Raw genomic sequence first — 23,199 nt, forward strand, 5'->3', positions numbered from 1 at the left:
ATGGAGTGGTTCAGGTGATGCGCAGTGGCGCCCGGCTGCGTTCGTTAACCGCTTCGCACGCCTTTTGCAGGAGGCCGACGAACTGTTCGCGTTCGACTGTTGACAAACCGCTCAGCAGCAGCGCCTGGGTTTCCCGGACGATCGGGCGGATTTCTGCCAGCGTCTCGCTGCCCTTGTCGGTCAGGTAAAGGGTGCGGGCACGACGATCCTTCGGGTTGGTTTCCCGTCGTACCCAGTTCTTTTGCTCCAGCCGGTCGACCACGCCACCGATGGTCACCCTGTCATAGGCGATGTGGCTGGCAAGCGTTGCCTGATCTAGTCCGGGCGTCGCCTCGATGGCGTTGAGCGCCGCATATTGCACGGGGGTCAGATCAAAGCCCTTCTTGCCGGTTTCATCCATGAAGACGGAAACGGCCGTCTGGTTCAAGCGCCGGATCAGGTGTCCGGGCATTTCGTAGATTTCCAGCATGAAGATGCGCTCCCCCTCGCAAACAGATGCTTTTGATCGCCTTCTCTAGCGCTTATCCGATTGGCAAAAAAGGGCTCATTCCGGGTTAGGGGCGATACGCCAGCCGGATGGAATAAGGGCTGAGTGGCGGGTCGAATATCGCTTCGATCCACCTGCCGCCCGACCTTGCGGCAACCGCGCTGTGGACTTAAGCATTGATGAGACTTGCCGAAACCCGTTTCGATGCTGCGCATCTGGATCGAGCCGGCCATGACGAGGAGAGAATGCGTTGAGCACGCTTGAGCCACTTTTCGAAATTCCCGCTACCCCTCTCATCCCGGTCAAGGGCGAGACCAGAGGATATCCTGTCCACAGAATCTTCTGTGTCGGGCGCAATTATGCCGCCCATGCTGCCGAGATGGGCGTCGAAGTCGACCGCGAGGAGCCTTTCTATTTCACCAAGCCGGCTAGCGCGATCACGCCGACGGGCTCAACCATTCCCTATCCGCCGGGCACGGAGAATTTCCACTACGAGATGGAATTGGTGATCGCCATCGGCGCACCGGCATTCCGTGTCTCGGTGGAGGATGCGCCGAAGGCAGTCTACGGCTATGCATGCGGTCTCGACATGACCCGGCGCGACTTGCAGCAGGCTTCCCGCTTGAAGCAGCGTCCGTGGGATTTCGGAAAGGCCTTCGAACGGTCGGCGATCATTTCGGACATCACGCAGACCGGGGATTTTCCGGCCATCGGCAAGCAGCGCATCTGGCTGAAGGTCGGAGACGAGGTGAGGCAGGATTCGCATCTGTCTGATATGGTCTGGTCGGTTCCGGAGATTGTCAGCCACCTGTCGCGCTTCTACCATCTTGCGCCCGGCGACCTGATCTATACGGGAACACCGGCCGGCGTCGGCCCAGTTGTGGCGGGCGATGTCATTACCGGTGGAATCGACGGGCTGCGGGACCTCGCGCTGACAATAGGGCCCGCCGAGTAAGGCTGGCCTGAAAGCGTCATTTCGATTCGCATTCATGCGTCGGGTTCGTAAACATGCTACATCCTTGGAAAATGGATGGAATTCGATTCGCGGCATGGCGGAACTCGGCAAATTCGAACGTAAATTACCCGAGGATCGGCGCCGTACGCTGATCGAGGCGACGCTTGCGTGTCTCGCCCGGGAGGGGCACGCCGGGCTTTCTATCCGCAAGATCAGCAAAGAGGCCGGTATCTCGATCGGCCTTATCAACCATCACTATGGCGGCAAGGACGAACTGGTCGGCCATGCCTATGAGACGCTTTCGCTTGCCCTGCTCGAAAACATCGAAACCATGGTCACAGAAGCGGGTCATGATCCGCGGGCCAGGCTGAGCGCCTATTTTCGAGCATCGCTTTCCGCTCCCGTCATGGAAAGAAGCACGCTCCGGACCTGGGTGGTGTTCTGGGGGATGATCGAACATTCTCCGGCGATGAAGGACGTGCATGATCGCACTTATGCCGGATATCGCCGCCTGCTTTCAGCCTTGCTGAAGGATTTCTTTGCCTCGCGCGGCTGGCCGGAACCGGATGTCAGGCTTGCCGCGATCGGTATCGTTGCTATGCTCGACGGACTGTGGCTCGAATGGTGCCTCAACCCGGAGATCTTCACGCCGGACGAGGCAATCGGGCTTTGCGAACGCTGGGCCGATGTGTTCCTCAATGCGTCGGCGCCTCGCGCGACATCGTGAACCTCAAGGAAATTGAACGGTCGTTAAATTTTTCTTGTCTTGCTGCTGCCGGGTTGTATCATGATCGCATTTTGAATCGGCGGAGGCTGGGCGTTGTGTCCGGGAAATCTCTTGCTTCCGCCGGATAATGAAGGGGAATACTTGTGAAGTTGTTGCTGAGCATCGGTCTTGCCGCGTGCCTTTTCATGACATTGCCTGTTTCTGCCTTCTCCATCGAACCCTTGAAGATTGGCGTCGCCGACGAGCCTTATCCGCCCTTCACCTGGAAGGAACCTGACGGGAAATGGAAGGGCTTCGAAATCGACCTGTCGATGGCGATCTGCGCTGCCATCAAGAGGCAATGCGTTACCGTGAATACGAGATGGGACGGCTTGATCGAGGCGCTGACGACCAAGAAGATCGACATGATCATGAGCTCGATGGTGATCACGGATGAGCGCAGGAAGGTCATCGACTTCACCATTCCTTATTACTCGACGGGCGCCGCCTTCATGGGCTCCAGGGGTAGTGTCCTGGTGCTGACGCGGGATGGAATGAAGGGCAAGACCGTCGGTGTGCAGGATTCGACCACCCATGCAGCCGATGTCCAAAGCAAGTTCGGTGACGTGGCCACCATTCGCACCTATCCGACCCAGGAGGAAGCGAATGATGATCTGGTGGCAAAGCATGTCGATGTCGTGTTTGCCGACAAGGTGGCGCTTGCCGAATTCCTGAAAGAACCGCAGGCGTCAGGGCTTGCCATCCTTGCGGACGTGCCGCCCGGGGAACGGGGAGTCACCAAGGTTGGGGCCGGCCTGCGCAAGGAAGACAAGGCGCTGACCGGAGAGGTCAATACCGCGATTGCGACGCTGCTCGCTAATGGCGATTATGACCGTCTGGCGAAACCTTATTTCGATTTCGACATTTACGGGCTTCCGCGCAAGTAGCTTTCATTCGATCCCGCAGCCTGATGCCGTCGGAAGGGAAATGCCGTGTCGTCACTCAATACCAACTCCACTGGCAGCAGTTACGGGGTGCTGGCCCTTCCCAAGATAGCCTACGGTCGGGGAAGCTATCTCTACGATACGGATGGCAAGCGCTATCTGGACGGATCGGGCGGGCCGGCTGTCTATTGCCTCGGTCATGCGCACCCGGAAGTGACGGAGGCGGTCAAGGCGCAGCTTGACCGGGTGGCGCATGGCTACCGTTATCTCTTCATTTCCGATGCGATGGAGGAACTGACCGAGATCATCCGCCGGAATACGGATGGCTATTTCGGTAATATCGTCTTCGTCACCAGCGGGTCGGAAGCCGTGGAATCCTGCCTGAAGATCGCGCTGCAGTACCACACGGCACGGGGCGAGAAGAGCCGCCGCCGCTTCATTTCCCGCCGACGTTCCTGGCATGGCAACACGCTTGGCGCTCTCTCCGTTTCGGACTTCAAGACACGGCGGGAGGCTTTCGAGGGCAGCTTGCTCGACGTTTCCTTCGTCTCCAGTGCCAACACCTACCGATTGCCGGAGGGCGTGAATGCGGAGGGGCTGGTAACCTATCTCGCGAACGAACTCGAGGAGGAGATCCTCAAAATTGGTGCCGACAAGGTTGCTGCCTTCATCTTCGAGCCGGTGGTGGGCGCTGCCGGTGGTGTCGTACCGGCTCCGGAAGGTTATGCGAAGGCGGTCGCGGATGTTTGCCGTCGCCACGGTGTCCTTCTGATCAGTGACGAGGTGATGTGCGGTTCAGGCCGCACGGGTACCTGGCGGGCGCTGGCTGAAGACGGGGTGGTGCCGGATATCATGAGCATCGCCAAGGGACTTGCCGCCGGTTACCAGCCGCTTGGCGCAGCGCTCTACAGCGATCATGTTCACGAGACCCTGATGGCCGCCCACGGCGGCGCGATGACCGGGCATACCTTTACCGGTCATACCTCTGCCTGCGCTGCCGGTGTTGCTGTCCAGAAGATCGTGACGCGGGACGGGCTGCTCGACCGGGTGCTGGCGCGGGGTGCGATTCTGCAACGGGAATTGCGCGCGGCGCTTTCCGATGTCGGTGAAGTCGGCGACGTTCGCGGGCGAGGATTCTTCATCGGGCTGGAGATGGTTGCCGATCCCGTCAGCAAGGAGCCTTTCCCCGCTTATGCCAGCCTACATGCCGCGATCGGTCGTCGCGCCTTCGAGGCGGGGCTGATCTGCTATCCTTGCACCGGTAATGTCGGAGGGGTGGCGGGCGATACCGTCATCCTCGCGCCGCCCTATAATGCAAGCGAGGAAGAGCTCGGGGAAATCATCTCGATCCTGTCCAGAGCGATTCGGGATTCGGTTGCCGAGGTACGGCGGACGGTTACTTCTAGATAGGGCTTGCCCCGCATTTTTTGGGGAGGCGAACGGCCGCGAAAAGTGTCGTGCAATCAATACATTAGAACTCAATTAATAAGTTCCTGCAAATTATTACCAGAAAGTTGTTGGAATCCGCCGACGCCCACGAAGGGACCGTAAGTTTCCTTTGACGAATGTCATTCCCTGCCTGATCCTCCCCAATAGCATTGAGGAAAGACCGGCGGGCAAATGCGGTGGCCTGCCAGAAGCATTCGAAATGTGTGTTTTAAGTCTTTAGACCGGATTGGGGGTCAGGATGGTCATGAGCTTTTTCCGCCGGGGCGACGAGCCGGCAAGAACTGCCGCGGGCGGCGCATCCGCAGGCGATGGACTGGCCGGAACTGTTTCTTACTCTCAGGCGCCACAGGGACGCAGCGAGATTGGCGATCAGACTTTCGGTTCGGTGATCGAGGAAAGCCAGCTTTCGTCGGAGGAGCTGGTTTCCGGGTTTGGGTTCCTTCAGGAACGCGTTTCCTCGTTGCTCGGCGCTCACGGCGAAGCCTTGAAGGAGCTTGCCGCTCTTCGCGCCGAACGGGCTCGTATCGCCTCGCTCCTCGATTATGAAAGCACGGCCCGCCGACGGCTCGATGGCGAAAGCCAGCGGGCTCTCGCCGAGGCCAAGGAGTTGCGGGCCGAGAATGTACAGCTTCGGGCGGAGACGGAAGAGTCCCGCGAGAAGCTGATCAAGCTTCAGGCACTCTATGACGCCAACTCGCAGGATCTCGACATCGTGCAGAGGCGTCTGCATGACGTTGGCCGCGAGCTCGATGAGCGCATCGTGCAGTATGACGAAACCGCCGCCCTCCTGCGTCGCGCGCATCAGGATCTCGACCAGCGCAGCCGCGATCTGGCGATGATGCGCGAGAAGTACGAGACCGAGCGGACGCAGCATCAGGTGCTTCTCGAAACGTCGCGTCGCGAGGCCGACGCTCAGGCGCGCGAAATCGCCCGCCTCACGGAAGAACGGGGCCGGCTGAAGAGCGGGCTTGAGCATCAGGAAACGATTTCCCGCAATCTGCTTGGTGAGGTCACCGCTCTCAAGCAGGAGGAATCGTTCAGCCAGGAAAAGCTCAAGCGCCTGCAGTCGGAACTCGATAACCAGCAGAGCGCGATGGCTGTGGAAATGTCGCAGCTTTCGACCCGGCACGAGGCGATCAGTTCCAAGGCCGAACTGGTGGAAAAGCTGCTGGTTACCGCGCGCGGCCGCGTCAAGCTGGTCGAGGACGAGATGCAGGGCATGCGCACCGAGCTGAAGCAGACCAAGGCCGAGCTTTCGACTACGACGCTTCGCGCCGATCGTCTGGCGCAGGAACTTGCGACCGCTCGCGCCAGCACTTCGGAAAACGAAGCCGGTCGCCGCGAAATGTCGCTGCAGATCGCCGAGATGACCATGCGCCTGCGCGATGCTGAGAATGCGCGCAACAAGCGGGACCGTGACGCGGAAACGATGAAGCGTGACTTCGACCAGCGCAGCTTCGCCGATCAGGAAGAAATCCGTCAGCTGCGCAGCAGTGCGGAGGTTACGAAGGCCGAGATCCGCCAGCTTCGCTCGGAGATCGCCATTCTCACGGGACAGCTCGAATTCGCCCGCAACGACCGTCAGCAGGGGGCTCAGGCCAGCTCGCTGCCCATAGCAGCTTCGGGTGTCGATAGCTGGGTTCCCGCGCCGGAACAGGCTGCTGCAAAGCCGATCATCGAGATTTCCGAGAAATCACTGCGCATGCCCAAGGCCACCGTCGACTTCTGATCGGCGTTGGCAGCAAGTCACTCTCGTGACCTGGCGTCCGGGCTTGTCATGGCCAGAAGATATAAAGCACCCGTGGCGTGTCCTTCTCGCCCGGGTGCTTTTTATTTGTCTTGGCATGCCCTTTCCGCAAAGCCGCTGGACGCGTCTGCCCGACGGAGTTCGGGTTACTGTTTCGACAATTGCACGATGAACATGGAGAAGAGTTCGGATTGGCTCGAAGCTCCGAGCTTCTGGTAGATGTTTTTCCGGTGGATCTTCACCGTACCCTCGGCGATGTTCAGCGTTTCCGCGATGGAACGGCTGGAATGGCCGCGCAGGATGAGAGAGGTGATCTCGATCTCGCGCCGGGTGAGGATTCCGTCGGCCATGACGTCGAGCGTCTCGTTGATCGGGTCCTCGGCGTTGCGTTTCGCGGCGTCGCTTCCGGCGGGCCCTCCGTCGCACCAATGCTCCTCGATGGCTGCGCGTACCACCGGTTCGATCGCCCGCATCGTGTTGAAGTCGCGGCGTCCGAAGAAGGGGGCATCCCCTGGTCGGGTGAAGCTGATGACGACTGCGCCGGCGCCCGGAGGGCGGCAAACGATGCCGATCTCGTCGCGGATGCGGGTGCGGCCATAATGCTGGCGATAATATTCCGTGCTGTAAAACTGGTCCGGCGCCATCTTGCGCAGGTGGCGAACGCCGGTGATCTTCGGATCGATTGCGGCGAGATAGAACGGGTCGAGCAGGTAGGGTCCCTTGGCATAGGCGGTGATGACCGTCGCCGCCCGCTCCTCATCGAGGTTGTGGTAGAGGCAGACGGGGTTCTCAGTTCCCTGATAGGCGAACACCATGGCGATGTCGAAAGGCATTTCGTCGGCAATTGCGGTCGAAAGCTTGCGAGGCAGCTCCGGTGTTCCGATGGCCCGGATGAAGCTGCCTACATTCTCATTCCATCTTGCAAATTCGTTTTTCACCATACCTCCCAGCCCTGCGGTAACGCCCTCCGTGCCGACATTTAGCCCCGTCTATCCCTAACGGGATATTTCTTGTCTTGTTTTCGGGCGGTAGCGTTCGACAAAACAATAATGGCAGGAACCTGATGCACAAGGCCCGAAACAATTCGGTTGAGTTCGAGGCGGCCCTTTCCGAGATGGGTGCCAAGTCCGTTCACGTCGGCATGATCGACCCGGAAGGTGAATTCCGCGACAAGCTGGTCCAGGCCGACAAGGCGGTCAAGCTCGCCAAGTCCGGCTATCCTTTTTGCGAAGTGCTCTACTTCTGGGATATTGCCGAGAAGACCTATGCGGAAAGCGCCTTCATAGATCGCCCGGCCGAGATCTTCACTGACACGCTGCGCCTCTATCCCTTCTCCCCGGCCTCCGCGCTCTGCATCGCGGATTTTTCCGGAGAGTTCGGTGAACGCTCGCCGCGCAACCTCTGCCTTCGTCTTCTGGACGAGGCCGGCAGCATGGGCTTTTCGGTGGCTTCCGCCTTCGAATACGAGTTCTTCCTGTTTTCCGAGACGCCGGAGACGTTGAAGGCGAAGAAGTATCGCGACCTCACCAATTTCGCACAGGGCAACCGCACCTATTCGCTGCAGACCTCCGCTCTCCATGGAGAACTGCTGGACGGGCTGGCGCAGGCGATGAACGCCATGGAAATCAAGCTCGACGCCATCCACACCGAGCTTGGTCCGGGCTGTTTCGAAGTGCCGCTGACCTACGCCAAGGGCATCAAGTCCCCCGACGACGCGGTGCTCTTCAAGAATTTCGCCAAGGCTTATTTCTCCCGCAACGGGCTGACGGCCGGCTTCATGTCGAAGCTGTCTCCCGATCTGCCGGGCCAGTCGGGCCATCTGCATGTCTCGATGCGCGACCGGAACGGCAATCCGGCATTCTCGGACCCGGATTCGCCGGATGGCCTCAGCCGCACTGGCCGGCATTTCGTCGGCGGCCTGCTGAAGCTGATGCCGGAGATGCTGGCGATGTGCTCGCACACGGTCAACGCCTACAAGCGGCTGGTGCCGGGCGCATGGGCGCCGACGGCAGCGAACTGGGGAGTGCAGAACCGCACCTCCGCCGTGCGCATCATCAATGACAGCCCGGAAGCGACCCGCGTGGAATTCCGAGTGCCGTCCGCAGACGCCAATCCATATCTCGCCCTGTCCATGTGCCTGGGCGCGGGTCTCTACGGCATCCGCAACGAGATCGAACCGCCGGCGGCGAGCGACGAGAATTTCTATCTCGCCACGCCCGAGCCGCATGCCGTCTTCCCGAGCGATCTTGGACAGGCTGCCGACCGGCTCGATCGCAGCGTCATTGCGCGGGAGATCTTCGGCGATGCCTTCGTCGACAGTTTCGTGACCGGTCGCCGGTTCGAATACAGGGAATACCAGAAGCAGGTCAGCGAATGGGAGATCAGACGGTATCTCGGCATCGTCTGAGGTCCGGCGGGCCGCGACCACATTGTTGAATTTTAAAAAAGAGGGAAAAGGACAATGACAAAAGGAACAGCAGATATCGGCAATTCTTTGATGGCGGCCTCAGTCTCCCGCCGGTCCGTGCTCAAGGGCATGGGCGGTCTCGGTCTTGCCGCGGCAGGCGGCGGTCTTTTCGGCATGCCGCGCGGCGCGCAGGCGGCCGACAGCATCAACTACATGTGCTGGGAAGGTTATAATGCGCCGTCCATTCTCGAACCGTTCCAGAAGGAAAAGGGCGTTTCAATCTCGGTCGACCTGATCACCGACTCCGCCGGCGGCTTTGCCAAGCTCGCAGCCGGCGCCTCGAAGGATTTCGACCTCGTTTCCTCCGACAGCCCGTGGATCGCACGCATGGGGCCTGCCGGCATTTGCCGTTATATCGACGATGCCGAGTTCGCCGACCAGTATGCGGAATTCTACCCGCAGTTCCGCGCGCCTTTCCAGCCGCTGCAGTTCGACGGCAAGACCACCGGCCTGCCGACACGCTGGGGCTGGGTCGGCCCGACCGTCAACACCAAGTTCGACAAGCTCGAGAGCTGGTCTTCCTACGCGCCGGTATTCGACAGCGCCTACAAGGACAAGATTTGCCTTCTCGACTGGGGTGATTGGCCGATCATGCCGCTCGCTCTCTATGCCGGCGTCAATCCTTACGAGGAACTTGACCAATCGGCTCTCGACGAAGTTCGCAAGGTGCTGCGCGCAGCATTCAAGAACACCCGTGCCATTGTTGCCGACCTCGCGGTCGCGCAGAAGGGCCTGATCGACGGTTCGTTCCGCGCGCTGATCGGCGGCGGCACTTATTGCACCTCGTCGCTGCGTCTGCAGGGCCACGACTACATCCAGTCGATCGTGCCGGAGCCGAAGAACGGCCTGAAGCAGGGCATCATCTGGATGGAGGCCACCGGTCTCATCGAGAACGGCAAGGACAGCAAGGTCGCGGCCGACTTCCTGAAGTACATCGTCTCCCCGGAAGTCGCCAAGCAGCTCGCGATCACGGAAGCGACCTGCAACCTCGTGCCGAACCAGAAGGCCGAAGCCCTGTTCTCCGACGCCGAGAAGAAGGCCCTGCAGATGGACTACATGTGGACGGCCTGGGACAACAGCCAGTTCCACACCGTTGCGCCGAATGTCGATGACATGCTGGCCATCTGGCAGGAAGAGCTCGCCGCGCGCTAAGCTCTCCTGACAATTGCGACCTGCGGCAGTCCGCCGTCGCAGGTCGCATTCCATTTGCCTGGATGCAATGCTGAAACCCGGAAAAGTCCGCAGCGACTTGCTCTGCGGCATTGCACGGAAACAAGGAGATGGAGAAGCTCGGGTAACACCGTTTCACCCGCAGATGCTCCAGAGACAGGGAAGCTGAAGTTTGGCCAATCCGATCATTCACGCCGCCAACATCGTCAAGGATTACGGGACGGCGCGTGCGCTACACGGTGTCTCGCTCTCGATTGCCGAGGGTGAGTTCGTTGCGCTCGTTGGGCCTTCCGGCTGCGGCAAGACCACGCTCCTGAAGATACTCGCAGGCTTCGAGGACCCGACCGAAGGCGCGCTCTCCATCGAGGGTCGCGACATGGCCGGAGTGCCGGCGGCCAAGCGACCGACCCGTATGGTGTTCCAGAAGCTGGCGCTCTTTCCGCACAAGACGGTGGCGGAAAACATCGGCTTTCCGCTGAAGCTTGCCAAGACGAACAAGGCCGAGATCGCGACACGGGTGCGGGCGATGCTCGACCTCATGCATCTCAAGCCCGAATATCTGAACCGTTATCCGGCCCAGCTTTCCGGTGGCGAACAGCAGCGCGTGGCACTGGCGCGTGCACTTGTATCGCGCCCCGGCGTGCTTCTGCTCGACGAGCCGATGAGCGCGCTCGACGCCAAGCTCAAGAAGTCGCTGCAGGCGGAATTGAAGAAGCTGCACCGGGAACTCGGAACGAGCTTCGTTCTGGTGACGCACGATCTGGAAGAGGCGATGATGCTCGCCGACCGCATCTGTGTCATGCGCGGTGGTCGCGTTGTGCAGATAGGCACGCCGTCCGACATCTATTACCGTCCCGTCGAGACCTTCGTCGCCGGTTTCATTGGTGAAACGAATTTCCTGCCGGTGTCCGTAACCCGCGTTGGTGACGGTCCTGCAACGATTGTGAGCCCGCTCGCCGGCAATGTTCCGGCCACGCTGGCAGAACCTAATATCTCGCCGGTCTTCTCCGGTTCTGGCGGCTCGCTGCTTGTCCGTCCGGAGACCTTGCGGCTGGTGCGGGGCGATGCCGTGGCAGGCGAGTGGCTGCTTTCCGGTATCGTCGAGGAGTATTTCATCAAGGGATCGTCGACTCAGTATCGCGTGCGCATCGCAGGCAGGGATGCGCCGCTGATCGTCGATCTTGCCGGTTCCCTGCAATTGCCGGCCGATGTCGGTGAGGCCGTGCAGGTGGGCTTCCAGCCGTCGCAGGCTTTCCTTCTGGCGGGGCAGGCATGAAGACACACGCCAAGACCTGGAACGATCCGGTTCTCATCGCAGCCGTTGCGCCGCTGGCGATCGTGATGGTCGTCTTCTTCATCATTCCGCTGGCGATGACCGCGGTCCTGTCCTTCCAGACGACGCAGTTCTACAGGCTCAACTGGACCTGGGATCTCAAGGTGTGGACGGAGGTCTTCTCCAAGCCGCACTACTGGACGATTATGATGCGCACGGTGGGCATGGCGCTCATCTGCGTCGTGCTGTGCCTGCTTATCGCCTATCCGGCGGCCTATGCGCTGGCGACGCGTCTCAAGGCGTATAATGCGCAGATCCAGATCTTGATCATATTCGCCTTCCTGACGGATGCCGTGCTGAAGACATTCGGCTGGATCCTGGTGCTGGACAGGAACGGCGTGCTGAACTGGCTGCTCGCCCATCTCGGCTTCGGGCCGGAGGCGACCAACCTTCTCTTCACCGAGACCGCGACGATGATCGGCATGGTCTATAACCTCGCGGTCTATCCCGTCTTCACCATCTATCTGTCTCTGGTCAGGATCGACCGTGACCTGATGCTCGCTTCCTATGATGCCGGTGCCTCGCGCATCCGCACCTTCTTTGAGGTGACGCTGCCGTTGTCGCGTCCAGGACTCTATTCCGGGGCGGTCTTGGTGTTCGTTCTCAGCCTTGGCGTCTTCCTCGAGCCGAAGGTTCTGGGCGGCGGCACGTCGCCGCTGGCGTCGGAACTGATCCGGCAGAGCTTCGAGACCCGCGTCAACTGGCCGCTCGGAGCTGCGCTGACGCTGGTGCTGATTGCCATCGGCGCCCTGTCCCTGATGCTGGTGCTTGCCATTCTCAAGCTGCGTCAGGTGCGCAACGTGGAGGTGCCTGCGTGATGTCGGAGCATTTCAAGAACCGGACCGTCAGTGCGCTGCTCATCGGCTCGATACTGGCGCTGCTCGTCTTCCTCTATATTCCGATCGTGACGCTGGTGGTGTTTTCCTTCACCGGCAGCCGCGTACTGACATTGCCGATCGAGAGCTTTTCGCTGGAGTGGTATGGCGAATTGTGGAGGAAACCGGATTTCCTGCCGGCGGTCATCAATTCGGCCGTCGTTGCGATCATTACCACGGTGTTCGCGACGCTGCTCGGTACCGCTGGTGCGATCGCATGGATACGCTACCGTTTTCGGATGCAGCGGGCCTTCCAGACGCTGACCTTTGCGCCGCTCTTGTTCCCACAGCTGCTGCTCGGGGTTGTCATGCTCTTGTGGTTTTCGGTTCTTGGCAGCTGGCTCGGCTTTTCCACGGGGCTTGCGACCGTTGTGATTGGCCATGTCGTCTATATTACCCCGTTCGCTCTGGTCGTCGTTGCGGTGCAGGTTTACGGTTTCGACGATACGCTGGAGGATGCGGCGCGCGATGCGGGGGCTACCGGCTATGAAGTGTTCCGCGAGGTGACGTTCCCGCTGCTATGGCCGGGTATTCTTTCTGCCGCGACCTTTGCCTTCCTGCTGTCGTGGGGAAATTTCTACGTGTCCTACTCTCTCGCCGGAACCGCTAGAACCCTTCCCGTATTCGTGTACAGCGGAATTGCCGTCGGATCGTCTCCCATCTATCCGGCGCTTGCCACCTTGAATTTTCTGCCAGCTCTCGGCCTGGTCGCCTTTGCCGAGGTGATGCGTCGGCGTGCGCTGAAACGACAAAAATTTGTCGGAGCGAGCGAATAGTACTGCGTAACCGAAGGAGACATGCACCATGCCGGGAGCGCCATTTTCGCATCCTGCCAATTGGAGTTTTCCGACGGCCGTGCGGTTTGGTCCGGGCCGCATAGCGGAATTGGGTTCGATGCTGGCGGAGCTGGGACTATCGAGGCCGCTGGTGGTGACCGACGACGGGCTGAAGCTTTTGCCGCCGGTCGATGCGACGCTTTCCGCGCTGATCCGTGCGGGCATGGGCCCGGGTTTCTTCACGGAGGTGAAGCCGAACCCGACCGGGACCAATGTAGAGAAAGGTGTCGCCAGGCTGCGGGCGTGCGGCTACGACTCGGTCGTGGCCGTCGGCGGCGGAAGCGCGCTGGACGCCGCCAAGGCTATCGCCCTGATGGCGACGCAGGAGCGGCCGATCTGGGATTTCGAGGATATCGGCGATAACTGGCAACGGGTCGATACCTCTCGCCTCATCCCCGTGATCGCCATTCCGACGACGGCCGGAACAGGCTCCGAACTCGGACGCTCATCCGTCATCACCAACGAGAACGAGCACCGCAAGGTCATTATCTTCCATCCGCGCATGATGCCGGTTGCCGTCATCATGGACCCTGAGTTGACGATCGGCCTGCCTGCGCACATCACGGCGGCGACGGGGATGGATGCGCTCAGCCATTCACTGGAGGCTTTTTCCGCGCCGTCCTTCCATCCGATGGCGGAGGGTGTGGCTCTCAATGCGTTGCGTATCATCCACCGATGGTTGCCTGTCGCGGTTGCGGACGGCGCGAATATCGAGGCGCGCTCGCAGATGCTTGTTGCCTCCGGCATGGGCTGCGTTGCCCTGCAAAAGGGGCTTGGCGCGGTGCATGCGCTCGCCCATCCGTTAGGTGCCCTCTACGACGCCCACCACGGCCTGCTGAACGCGGTTCTGATGCCCTATGTGGTGGAATTCAATGCGCCGACGATTGGCGAGAAGCTGGCCCTGCTCGCCCGTTTCCTCGAACTGCCCGGTGAAGGGGCAGCGGCCGTGGTCGAATGGCTGCATGCGATGCGCCGGGACGTCGGCATCGGTGCGACGCTCGGCGAGATCGGACTTGCGAACATCGACGTGGAACGCGCCGCCACCATGGCGGCGGCCGATCCTTGCGCGGGCGGAAATCCGGTGCCGCTCGATGCGGAAAAGCTTGCGCTGATCCTGCGGGCTGCCATCGCCGGCTGCTTCTGATAAGGCTTCCCCGAAGCGCCTGCTTTCGGCGCATCCGCCGGTGAGCGGGAGAGGGGATCAATGACGATGGATATGGATGCGGCTCCTGCCGTGAAGGAACGCGCCTGCGGCTCCTGCACGCTCTGCTGCTACCTGCCCGATATCGATGAACTCGACAAACCCGCCAACACGTTCTGTCGGCACTGCATCGCCGGCACCGGTTGCTCGGCCTATGAGAAGAGGCCTGCCACCTGTCGTGACTTCCTTTGCGCTTGGATGTCGGACGCACTGCTGGATGATGCCTGGGAGCCTTCCCGCTGTCACATGATGGTCTACAGGCAGGGGAAGCAGATCACTGTTCTTGTCGACCCTGAGCATCCCGAGGTGTGGATGCGTGAGCCTTATCGAGACCGTCTACACGCGTGGGCGAGGGAGGCACGGGCCGAAGGCGGCTATGTCATCGTCTATGCGGGTGATGCGCTGTCTGTGATCGCGGGCGATTGAAGCCGGCAAGCCGTCTGTGCCTCGTCATTGACGTCCTCTCCCCGTTCGGTAACTCTTCCTGCGTCGGGGGCCAGCAAGGCTTTCGGCCTTTTGGGGGAGAGTTTCATGAACGATGGGGTTTTTATGATGGGGTCCTTTAGTCTCTGGCATTGGCTGATTGCCATTGCCTTCTGGTTCCTGCTGTTCGGCTGGCCGATTTCCAAGATCTTGCGGAAGGCGGGCTTTTCCGGCTGGTGGGTGCTTCTGATTTTCGTGCCGCTGGCAAACCTGATCGGCCTGTGGGTGTTTGCCACCGCGCAATGGCCCAACGCACCGGGTGCAGACAAGTCGTCGTCCTGAGGCGGGGCTGGCCCGTTTCGGCACACGGAAACCGTGGCCGGATAACAGATGAGGCGTTGGGGAAAACTGAGGTATTAAAAGCAACAAGGGCTCGCCGATTTTTCGGCAAGCCCTTGTTCTGAATAGGATGGTGGGCGTGACAGGGATTGAACCTGTGACCCCTACGATGTCAACGTAGTGCTCTCCCGCTGAGCTACACGCCCATCCGATGGCGGCTTAAGACCACAAAACCCTTGGTCCCGTCAATAGGGATTTTGGAGTTTTGTGAAGACTTTTTTACAGCCGCTTCGAAACCCCTTACGCAGCAAGGAGTTTGTTGACTTCGTCTACCAGGTCGCGAAGGTGGAAAGGCTTGGAAAGGACCTTCGCGTCCTTTGGAGCCTTCGAATCGGCGTTGAGCGCAACGGCCGCGAAGCCGGTGATGAACATTACCTTGAGGTCCGGATCGAGTTCGGTAGCGCGACGCGCCAGCTCGATGCCGTCCATCTCAGGCATGACGATATCGGTGAGGAGAAGCGAGAAGGGTTCCTCACGAAGCCTGTCGTAGGCGCTGGCGCCGTTGTCGAAGGAAGAGACCTTGTAACCCGCCTTTTCCAGCGCCTTCACAAGGAACCGGCGCATATCATTGTCGTCTTCGGCGAGAAGGATTTTCTGACTCATTGGGAACCGCTGATCACTGTATTTTGGTTATGGCTTTCGGCCGATTAGGGTAGGTCTTTCCCAGTAAACATCGGGTGAAGAACCTTGTAACGGCTTATATCGCCATTTATGTCAGTATGGACTTCCGCATGCCCAACTGGCAACATGGATCCACAACAAGTTTGTGACGTGGTAAAGAAGGGGCAGCGTGAACGGAATGACAGACGATTGCGAGCTGTTCGAAGTCCGCGAACCGGAAACGCAGTCCATCCCCTTCGTTTACAATTCCCCTCATAGCGGCCGTCGCTATCCGGCCGAATTCCTTGATGAATCGCAGCTCGACAGCATGGCGATCCGCCGGTCGGAGGATCATTTCGTCGATGAACTCTTCGGAGCTGCGCCCGATTTCGGCGCGCCCCTGCTTCTCGCTCATTTTCCCCGTGCTTTCGTCGATGTGAACCGCGAGCCCTATGAACTCGACCCTCGAATGTTCTCCGATCCGCTGCCGCCCTTCGCAAACAGCCATTCGGTGCGAGTCGCTGGAGGGCTTGGCACGATTCCGCGAATCGTTGCGGAAAACATGGAGATCTATGGGCGCCGTATGCCGGTCTCTGTGGCACTCGAGCGGATCGAAAACATCTACAAGCCGTATCATGCCCGCCTGAGGCAGTTGATTGCCCGCACCCACGCCCGCTTCGGTTTCGGGGTGCTGATCGATTGCCACTCGATGCCCGGTAATATCCGAATCGGCGGCAATGGCATTCGTCCGGATTTCATCATCGGCGACCGTTACGGCACCAGCGCCTCTGTCGAGTTGTCCCATGCGGCGCTGCAGATGCTTGAGGATCTCGGCTTTACGGCCGTGCGGAACAAACCCTATGCAGGCGGTTTCATCACCGAGCATTACGGGCGGCCGGTCCGGGGGCTGCATGCCCTGCAGATCGAGGTGAACCGAGCGCTCTACATTGATGAGGCAACGCTGCGGAAGCGACCGGACTTCCATGCCCTCGCAGGTTCCATTGCGGTCTTCATGGGGCAGATGGCGGCCTTTGTCGCCGACTATACCGGCACATCGGCGCTTGCTGCCGAGTAGCAGCCTTTTTCAGGTTTTCCGAAGGCAAAAAAAACCGCGCCATTGGCGCGGCTAAGTCTAGGGAGGAAACACCCAAGGAGGGTATTTACAGTCAGAAGACTGTAAGTTGACCCTATTGGTGCAACGCACAAATGTCAAGAATAATTTGTCTTATTTTTGTGCATGCCTATTTTTTAATCTTTATGCCCATTAAGAAAACAGGGGTGGGCGATGTCTTGGTCACCAGGACGTTGTTTGTGCGCTCAGGCGTGCAAATGCCGCTCTAGACGATGAAGCTGGGTCATCAAGTCTTGCGAAAAACGATTTCGATTTCCCGGACGATGCGTTGGCGGAAATTCCGTGGGCGACGGTTTCATTTGGCGGACCGATGTTCTAAGACGAGCGGGCCTGTTTTCTCCTTTCAGTCGGATATTTTTGATGCGCCCCGATCGCGATTTCTTCTTTCGTCTCGCCGAAGCCGCCAAGGCAGAAACCTTGCCGCGTTTTCGTTCGTCGCTTTCCGTGGTCAACAAGGAGGCCGGCGGTTTCGATCCGGTGACAGAAGGCGACCAGCGGGCGGAGATTGCCATCAGGGCGTTGATCGAGAAGGAGTTTCCCGATCACGGAATTCTGGGTGAAGAACACGAGAATGTCGGCGTCGATCGCGAGAATGTCTGGGTGATCGATCCCATCGACGGTACGCGAGCCTTCATTTCCGGGGTTCCTGTCTGGGGTACGCTGATCGGCTTCCAGCAGAACGGCCGCGCCCGCATGGGGCTTATGGATCAGCCGTTTACCCGCGAGCGTTACTTCGCCGATGGCGAAAAGTCCTGGTATTTCGGGCCGGATGGCGAGCGCCAGATCCGCACGCGCGATTGCGGCTCGCTGGAAAACGCCATCCTGTTCACCACCTCTCCGCATCTCTTCCAGGGCTGGGAAGTCGAGCGGTTTCGGACGGTGCAGGACAAGGTCAAGCTCTTCCGCTATGGCATCGATTGCTATGCCTATACGCTGCTGGCCGCCGGTCATATCGATCTGGTGATCGAGACCGTTCTGAAGCCTTATGATGTCGGCGCACTGATCCCTATCGTCGAACAGGCGGGCGGTGTCATGACCACATGGGATGGCGGACGCCCCGAAAACGGGGGCTCTATCATCGCTGCCGGTTCAGCCGCCGTGCATGCTCAGGCGATGGCGATCCTCAACGGGCGTTGAGGATCATTCCTCCAACGTCTCGGGACTTGTCTCTACCGCGTCCGTCATCGGTTCGTTCTCTCCGCCGGGGATGAATGCGTGGAAGGCCGCGAGCGCCTGGGCGCGATAACGGTCGCGTTCATGCAGGATCTCGTGGCGGCTGCCGGGAACGGGCACGAGCTGGCCCGCACGGAAATATTGTGACAGCTTTTCGGGAAAGGCGAAGGGAACGATCGGATCGTTGCCGGGCGCAACGATGACGGTCGGCACCGTGATCGAGGCGAGATGCCGTGGGTTCGAGACCTTGGCGATGGCCTTCTGCGCCTCGTAGAGCCAGCGTGCCGTCGGCGGGCCGAGTGCAAATTCGGGGTGGGCAGCAAATATAGCGTTGTTGCGCTGGAAGCGCATGATGTCCGAGGTCAGGGGATTGTCGGCGAAAGGTTTGACAGGTTCGTCTGCTGTCAGGCAGAGGCGACCCAAGCCGGTCAAGCTCATCAGCGCCGAAAGGCGATGGATGTTCTTCGGAGAAAGCTTCTGGCCTCCGAGGCCGACAAAAGGCGACATTAGCACCATGCGGTCGATGCGGTTTGCGAGGCGCGGCGCAGCGGAAAGCGCGACCAGTCCGCCGGTCGAATGCGCCAGCAGGAAGAAGGGCAGGCGCGTATCCGGAAGCACGATCTGTTCGAGAAAGATGTCGAGATCACGGATATAGTCCGAGAAGCGATGGACATGCCCCTTGCGGCTGTCCTTCAGCAGGCGCTGCGATCCGCCCTGGCCGCGGAAATCATAGGTCGCTACCCAGAGGCCGGCGGCGTTCAGGTCGCGGATGGTCTCGAAGTATTTCTCGATCGTTTCGTTACGGCCGTGAAGAAGGACGACGGTGCCCCGGGCGGGCAGTTCGGAACGGAAAATGGCATAGCGCAGCATGACGCCGCGATGGCCCTTGAAGAAGCCGGCGACCGGTTCTCCGGGAATGGGATTGCCTGGAGTGGCGTATAGGGGGGGGGCGTGTAGGATCCTGTCCATGCTCGCATCTGCCGAATCGTCAGCGGGCGCACTCGCCCCATATGCGATTGGGATAGGATGAAGGCCGTGCGAGGTCAAAGAAAAAAGCCGGAACCACTTTGGTAAGGCCAGGCGGTTCCGGCAAAACTGGACCGGAGAGGAAGGGACTATGTTCTCCGGCCATCGGTCTAGAGACATCCGATAATGCCGTTCTAGATTCTCAGGGCTGAATAGGGACTGAAACGGCTGTTCATCCGCCCTTCACCTTTGCCTTCAATCGCTTGCCGCTGCGAGGGCTTGAATTGGCCAGAGGCCCTTCCCATCTCATGGATGCGGTCGCCGGAAAGGGACCGCGTTCCGTTCCGGCACGGCCAGCAAGGGGTGTCGGATGAGAAAACCGCTATCCGTCGCTTCCCAAGGAGGACACCATGCGTCACGTTGATTTTTCCCCGCTCTACCGTTCCACCGTCGGCTTCGATCGTCTGTTCACGATGCTCGATAGCCTCGGCCAGCCTGAACAGGCTCAGAGCTATCCACCCTACAATATCGAACGTACCGGCGAGAACACCTACCGCATCACCATGGCCGTTGCCGGTTTCGATGAAACCGAGCTTTCCATCGAGGCCCATGCCCATGTGCTCATGGTAAAAGGTGAGAAGGCCGAGGAAGACAAGGCCGAACCGACTGAATTCCTCTATCGCGGCATTGCCAAGCGCGCCTTCGAACGCCGCTTCCAACTGGCCGATCACGTGGAGGTCACCGCCGCTTCGCTGAAGAACGGCCTGTTGCACATCGATCTCCTGCGCAACATCCCCGAGACCATGAAGCCGCGTCGCATCTCGATTACCGCTGAGGCCAACGCCCAGCCCAAGGCCATCGAGGCGCACATCAACTAAGGCCTGCCGGCACCGCAATTTTCAAAGCCCCGCTTCATCGAGCGGGGCTTTTCGTTTGAGCAGTATTCCCGTCAGATCAGGCCTGCGCGGTTATGGCAGCGCGCCCGTCCTTATGAGCGGCATAACGCTGGGCGATGACGGCGCAGGCCATCAACTGGATCTGGTGGAACAGCATCAGCGGCAGGACGATGGCGCCGATGCTCTGGCCGGCGAAGATCGCATTGGCCATGGGCACGCCGCTGGCGAGGCTCTTCTTCGAACCGCAGAAGGTAATGGCGATCTCGTCTTCGCGGGAGAAGCCGAGGATACGGCTGCCATACATGGTTATGGTCAGCGCAATCGCCAGCAGCACCATGTCGAGTACGATGACGACGGCGATGTCGGTCGCGGAGAAGGTGTGCCACAGTCCTTCCGAAACGGCCTCGCTGAAGGCGAGATAGACCACCATGAGGATGGAGCCGCGGTCGACCGGCGCGAGAAGCTGCTTACGGGCGCGGATCCACTTGCCGATCCAGGGTTCCAGCAGCTGGCCGGCTACGAAAGGAACGAGCAGTTGCAGCAGGATCTTCTCCAGAGAATCCAGCGAGAAACCGCTGCTGCCCGTGGTGGACATCGTCAGGCCGACGAGGAGCGGCGTGAAAAACATGCCGAGAAGGCTCGATGCCGAGGCAGCGCAGACGGCGGCCGAGACATTGCCGCCCGCCATCGACGTGAAGGCGATCGACGACTGCACCGTCGAGGGCAGCAGGCAGAGGAAGAGGATGCCCGCATAGAGCGACGGATTGAGCAGGCTCTCAGGAATGAGGCCGGCGGCAAGACCAAGCAACGGGAACAGCACGAAGGTGGTGCAGAGGATCGCCAGATGCAGCCGCCAGTGCAGCAAGCCCGCAAGCACGACATCGCGGGAAAGGCGGGCGCCATGCAGGAAGAAGAGAAGGCCGATCGCAATATTGGTGGCGATGCCGAAATAGTCCGCCGGCTTGCCGCTGATCGGCAGCACCGATGCGAGCAGCACCGTGCAGACAAGCATGATGGTAAAGCGGTCGGGCAGAAAGCGCTTCATTTCCTGTTCCTGTATCTTGCATCAGTCAAGCGGGCTTTACTGATGTGTTATCATGAAGCAAGATGCAAACACTAACAGTTATCCTGAATTGTGATGACATGCTCAACCTTCATCATCTCACCAGTTTCGTCATGCTGCATCAGGCCGGCAGTTTCACGCTGGCTGCGGAGCGGCTCGGCATCGGTCAATCGACCATCAGCCAGCATATCCAGCGGCTGGAAAAGTCGCTGGGACGGCAGCTCGTCGCGCGCGATACCCACCGCGTCAGTCTGACGGCGGAAGGCGAGGCATTGCTCGGCTATGCCCGCGGCATGCTGGAAATCAATGGCAAGGTCACCGCGCTGTTCGGCGAAAGCCGGCTGCGGGGTCGACTACGCTTCGGCATTTCCGAGGACGTGGTGGCAAACCGCCTGAGCGGTATTCTGGAAGATTTCGTGCGACTCCATCCTCTGGTCGATCTGGAGCTGACGGTGGCGCTGAGCGCCGTGCTCTACCAGATGCAGGAGGCGGGTGAGCTGGATCTGGTTCTGGCCAAACGCCGGCTGGACGAGCAGCATGGCAAGCTGCTCTATCGCGAGCCGCTGGTGTGGCTGGCGCGCGATCCGGAATTCGTGCTGTCACGCAGCGATTTCATGCCGCTGATCGCCTTTCCGCCGCCGAGCATCACCCGTAAGGTGGCGCAGGAAGCGCTGGACGGGGCAGGGATCGCCTGGCGGGTGGTGTGTACCTGCGGCAGCCTCAGCGGGTTGACCGCAGCGGCCCGCGCCGGCATGGGCGTGCTGGTGCAGCCGCGCAGCATGGCGCCGTCCGGCCTCCGGGAGATCATGGAAGGTGACTTGCCGCCGCTTGAAGATGTCGAGTTCGTGCTGGTGCCGCGGCGCGGTGCGGATCAGGCCCTTGTCGAGGCGCTGTCGGGTCAGATCCGCTCCCGTATCATGCCGCCGTCGCGCGAGGCATGATCAGGCCCCGGTGCAGATGTCGAGGAAGCGGTCGACATCCTCGTTGGTGGTGGCGAAGCTGGTGACGAGGCGAGCCAGAACTTCGTTTTCCGAGACGAGATGCGGCATGTCGCGGGGAACCAGCCAGTCATAGAACTTGGCGCCCTTGGCCTTTGCTTCGTCTGCGAGTGCCTTGTCGAAAACCGCGAACACTTCGTTGCTCTGGGTTTCCCATGCAAGGCGGGCGCGGTTTCCTGTCTTCAGTGTGGAGCGCAGACGGTCGGCCATGGCGTTGGCGTGGCCGGCAAGTTCCAGCCAGAGGTTGTCTTCGAGATAGGCTTCGAACTGTGCGGATACGAAGCGGGTCTTGGAAAAGAGCTGGGCGGAGCGCTTGCGGATATAGGGCATTTCCTCGGCCATTTCAGGATCGAAGAAGATGATCGCCTCGGCGCACCAGCAGCCGTTCTTGGTGCCGCCGAAGGAGAGGATGTCGACGCCACGTTTCCAGGTCATTTCCGCAGGCGTTGCGTCGAGCGCGACGAGGGCGTTGGCGAAGCGTGCGCCATCCATGTGTACGGGCAGCTTCTTCGATTTCGCGATGGCGCTGATCTCGGCGATTTCATCGAGCGTGTAGATGGTGCCGGATTCCGTTGCCTGTGTGAGGGTGACGGCCATCGGTCTGCCCTGATGGACGGAGGGAACGTCGAAGCGGTGGACGTGACCACGCAGTGCTTCTGCGTCCATCTTGCCGTTTTCGCCCTCGACCGGATAGAGCCGGCAGGCGCTGGTCAGATATTCAGGCGCGCCGCCTTCGTCGGAATTCACATGGGCGTCGAAGTGACAGAAGGTGACGCCGCCGGCGCGCGCGACGCTTGCGAGCGCCAGCGAATTGGCCGCGGTGCCCGTGCCGACAAAGAAGACCGCGACCTCCCGCTCGAAAAGTTCGTTGAAACGGGCTTCGATCCGCTTGTCGAGATCGCTCGACCCATAGGCAGCGGCATAGCCGGACGCCTCGCGGGTCAGGCTTTCGGCAATCTTGGGGTGGGCGCCTGCCCAATTGTCGGAGGCAAAAAACATGTCACATTTTCCAATGACTGGTTGGGGGGTGGGGAGAGGTGTCGCCGAGATTAGGCATTTCGCAAATGCGATCAATCCATTCAGCGTCGAAACATGTCGCATAGCTCAAGAGCGCAAGAAAATGGACCGCATTCGTTTCAGTCGCGAAATTTAATTTCGTTGCCTGCTGCGTCGTGGCAACTTAGCGTCCGGAAGGGCGTTAATTTTTCACTAGACTCCCTTGCGCTGGTATATCGTTTCTGTCATAGAAAAGCAGAAAATAGGTCAGAACAATTGACCTAATTGGAAGTTTGAGCCGGTTCGGTTCGCTTGTCATGCTGGTGAGGGCTAATCTTGCCAGACTGGAGCGGCCGCGCCGGCCGTCGCGCCAGCGGTTCTGG

At 60.1% G+C, this 23,199-nt stretch carries 23 protein-coding genes and 1 tRNA gene; 17 read left to right on the plus strand and 7 right to left on the minus strand.

What is annotated here, in order from left to right; all coding sequences use genetic code 11:
* Positions 1-10: 10 nt before the first annotated feature.
* The gene (locus H4I99_RS08355; RefSeq protein WP_163900846.1) at positions 11-469 is read right to left on the minus strand and encodes a MarR family winged helix-turn-helix transcriptional regulator; all 459 of its coding nucleotides are present in this window, start codon (positions 467-469) and stop codon (positions 11-13) included.
* 268 nt (positions 470-737) lie between these two features.
* On the opposite strand from H4I99_RS08355, the gene H4I99_RS08360 reads away from it, so the two are divergent.
* The 5 genes from H4I99_RS08360 to H4I99_RS08380 all read left to right on the plus strand — a co-directional run bounded on the left by H4I99_RS08360 (position 738) and on the right by H4I99_RS08380 (position 6,270).
* Positions 738-1,442, plus strand: a complete 705-nt coding sequence (locus tag H4I99_RS08360; protein ID WP_163900844.1) for a fumarylacetoacetate hydrolase family protein — start codon at positions 738-740, stop codon at positions 1,440-1,442.
* Between the two features lie 94 nt (positions 1,443-1,536).
* On the plus strand, positions 1,537-2,169 hold the full coding sequence (locus H4I99_RS08365; RefSeq protein WP_163900842.1) for a TetR family transcriptional regulator C-terminal domain-containing protein: 633 nt from the start codon (positions 1,537-1,539) through the stop codon (positions 2,167-2,169).
* Positions 2,170-2,312: 143 nt separating this feature from the next.
* The gene (locus tag H4I99_RS08370) at positions 2,313-3,095 is read left to right on the plus strand and encodes a transporter substrate-binding domain-containing protein (protein WP_163900840.1); all 783 of its coding nucleotides are present in this window, start codon (positions 2,313-2,315) and stop codon (positions 3,093-3,095) included.
* A 45-nt stretch (positions 3,096-3,140) separates the two neighbouring features.
* Positions 3,141-4,502 carry an aspartate aminotransferase family protein gene (locus H4I99_RS08375; RefSeq protein ID WP_163900838.1) on the plus strand — a complete coding sequence of 454 codons (1,362 nt, stop codon included), beginning with the start codon at positions 3,141-3,143 and terminating at the stop codon, positions 4,500-4,502.
* Between the two features lie 283 nt (positions 4,503-4,785).
* The gene (locus tag H4I99_RS08380) at positions 4,786-6,270 is read left to right on the plus strand and encodes a coiled-coil domain-containing protein (protein ID WP_163900836.1); all 1,485 of its coding nucleotides are present in this window, start codon (positions 4,786-4,788) and stop codon (positions 6,268-6,270) included.
* Between the two features lie 164 nt (positions 6,271-6,434).
* On the opposite strand, the gene H4I99_RS24750 is transcribed toward H4I99_RS08380, so the two are convergent.
* Complete coding sequence (locus H4I99_RS24750) at positions 6,435-7,226, minus strand: LuxR C-terminal-related transcriptional regulator (RefSeq protein WP_186663263.1); 792 nt, start codon at positions 7,224-7,226, stop codon at positions 6,435-6,437.
* A gap of 125 nt (positions 7,227-7,351) precedes the next feature.
* Between H4I99_RS24750 and H4I99_RS08390 the strand changes: the two genes are divergently transcribed.
* The 8 genes from H4I99_RS08390 (at position 7,352) to H4I99_RS08425 (ending at position 14,935) form a co-directional block, all read left to right on the plus strand.
* Positions 7,352-8,695, plus strand: coding sequence for a glutamine synthetase family protein (locus H4I99_RS08390; protein ID WP_206110884.1), 1,344 nt, complete (start codon positions 7,352-7,354; stop codon positions 8,693-8,695).
* A 54-nt stretch (positions 8,696-8,749) separates the two neighbouring features.
* Positions 8,750-9,907, plus strand: a complete 1,158-nt coding sequence (locus H4I99_RS08395) for an ABC transporter substrate-binding protein (protein ID WP_163900833.1) — start codon at positions 8,750-8,752, stop codon at positions 9,905-9,907.
* Positions 9,908-10,097: 190 nt separating this feature from the next.
* Positions 10,098-11,201, plus strand: coding sequence for an ABC transporter ATP-binding protein (locus H4I99_RS08400; RefSeq protein WP_163900831.1), 1,104 nt, complete (start codon positions 10,098-10,100; stop codon positions 11,199-11,201).
* Positions 11,198-12,076 (plus strand): ABC transporter permease, encoded by an 879-nt coding sequence (locus tag H4I99_RS08405; RefSeq protein WP_163900829.1) that lies wholly within the window; start codon positions 11,198-11,200, stop codon positions 12,074-12,076. The genes H4I99_RS08400 and H4I99_RS08405 overlap by 4 nt, the downstream gene beginning before the upstream one ends.
* Entirely contained in the window at positions 12,076-12,909 is an 834-nt protein-coding gene (locus H4I99_RS08410; RefSeq protein ID WP_163900827.1) for an ABC transporter permease, read from the plus strand. The genes H4I99_RS08405 and H4I99_RS08410 overlap by 1 nt, the downstream gene beginning before the upstream one ends.
* A gap of 28 nt (positions 12,910-12,937) precedes the next feature.
* A complete protein-coding gene (locus H4I99_RS08415) occupies positions 12,938-14,113 on the plus strand; it encodes an iron-containing alcohol dehydrogenase (RefSeq protein WP_163900825.1) in 1,176 nt (391 codons plus the stop codon).
* 60 nt (positions 14,114-14,173) lie between these two features.
* Positions 14,174-14,596, plus strand: coding sequence for a beta/alpha barrel domain-containing protein (locus H4I99_RS08420; RefSeq protein ID WP_163900823.1), 423 nt, complete (start codon positions 14,174-14,176; stop codon positions 14,594-14,596).
* A gap of 105 nt (positions 14,597-14,701) precedes the next feature.
* Positions 14,702-14,935: a Sec-independent protein translocase family protein gene (locus tag H4I99_RS08425; protein WP_244624982.1), complete on the plus strand. Its 234-nt coding sequence runs from the start codon at positions 14,702-14,704 to the stop codon at positions 14,933-14,935.
* Between the two features lie 128 nt (positions 14,936-15,063).
* On the opposite strand, the gene H4I99_RS08430 is transcribed toward H4I99_RS08425, so the two are convergent.
* Both H4I99_RS08430 and cpdR1 read right to left on the minus strand, forming a co-directional pair.
* Positions 15,064-15,138: transfer RNA gene (locus tag H4I99_RS08430), tRNA-Val, on the minus strand.
* Positions 15,139-15,232: 94 nt separating this feature from the next.
* Complete coding sequence (gene cpdR1 / locus H4I99_RS08435; RefSeq protein WP_112828718.1) at positions 15,233-15,595, minus strand: response regulator CpdR1; 363 nt, start codon at positions 15,593-15,595, stop codon at positions 15,233-15,235.
* A 196-nt stretch (positions 15,596-15,791) separates the two neighbouring features.
* Here cpdR1 and H4I99_RS08440 point away from each other — a divergent pair, with 196 nt between their 5' ends.
* Together H4I99_RS08440 and hisN are read left to right on the plus strand one after the other, a co-directional pair.
* A complete protein-coding gene (locus H4I99_RS08440; RefSeq protein WP_163905812.1) occupies positions 15,792-16,667 on the plus strand; it encodes an N-formylglutamate amidohydrolase in 876 nt (291 codons plus the stop codon).
* A 417-nt stretch (positions 16,668-17,084) separates the two neighbouring features.
* The gene (hisN, locus tag H4I99_RS08445; RefSeq protein ID WP_163900821.1) at positions 17,085-17,861 is read left to right on the plus strand and encodes a histidinol-phosphatase; all 777 of its coding nucleotides are present in this window, start codon (positions 17,085-17,087) and stop codon (positions 17,859-17,861) included.
* A 3-nt stretch (positions 17,862-17,864) separates the two neighbouring features.
* Here the strand turns inward: hisN and H4I99_RS08450 are convergent, their stop codons facing one another.
* Positions 17,865-18,866 (minus strand): alpha/beta fold hydrolase, encoded by a 1,002-nt coding sequence (locus H4I99_RS08450; RefSeq protein ID WP_163900819.1) that lies wholly within the window; start codon positions 18,864-18,866, stop codon positions 17,865-17,867.
* A gap of 407 nt (positions 18,867-19,273) precedes the next feature.
* On the opposite strand from H4I99_RS08450, the gene H4I99_RS08455 reads away from it, so the two are divergent.
* Positions 19,274-19,741 (plus strand): Hsp20 family protein, encoded by a 468-nt coding sequence (locus H4I99_RS08455; RefSeq protein WP_163900817.1) that lies wholly within the window; start codon positions 19,274-19,276, stop codon positions 19,739-19,741.
* Between the two features lie 76 nt (positions 19,742-19,817).
* Here the strand turns inward: H4I99_RS08455 and H4I99_RS08460 are convergent, their stop codons facing one another.
* Entirely contained in the window at positions 19,818-20,804 is a 987-nt protein-coding gene (locus tag H4I99_RS08460; protein WP_163900816.1) for a bile acid:sodium symporter family protein, read from the minus strand.
* Between the two features lie 98 nt (positions 20,805-20,902).
* Here H4I99_RS08460 and H4I99_RS08465 point away from each other — a divergent pair, with 98 nt between their 5' ends.
* Positions 20,903-21,763 (plus strand): LysR substrate-binding domain-containing protein, encoded by an 861-nt coding sequence (locus H4I99_RS08465; protein WP_163900814.1) that lies wholly within the window; start codon positions 20,903-20,905, stop codon positions 21,761-21,763.
* On the opposite strand, the gene H4I99_RS08470 is transcribed toward H4I99_RS08465, so the two are convergent.
* Positions 21,764-22,819, minus strand: a complete 1,056-nt coding sequence (locus H4I99_RS08470; protein WP_163900812.1) for a threonine aldolase family protein — start codon at positions 22,817-22,819, stop codon at positions 21,764-21,766.
* Between the last annotated feature and the right edge of the window lie 380 nt (positions 22,820-23,199).

The sequence above is a fragment of the Paenirhizobium daejeonense genome, assembly GCF_014280875.1.
Taxonomy (GTDB): domain Bacteria; phylum Pseudomonadota; class Alphaproteobacteria; order Rhizobiales; family Rhizobiaceae; genus Allorhizobium; species Allorhizobium daejeonense.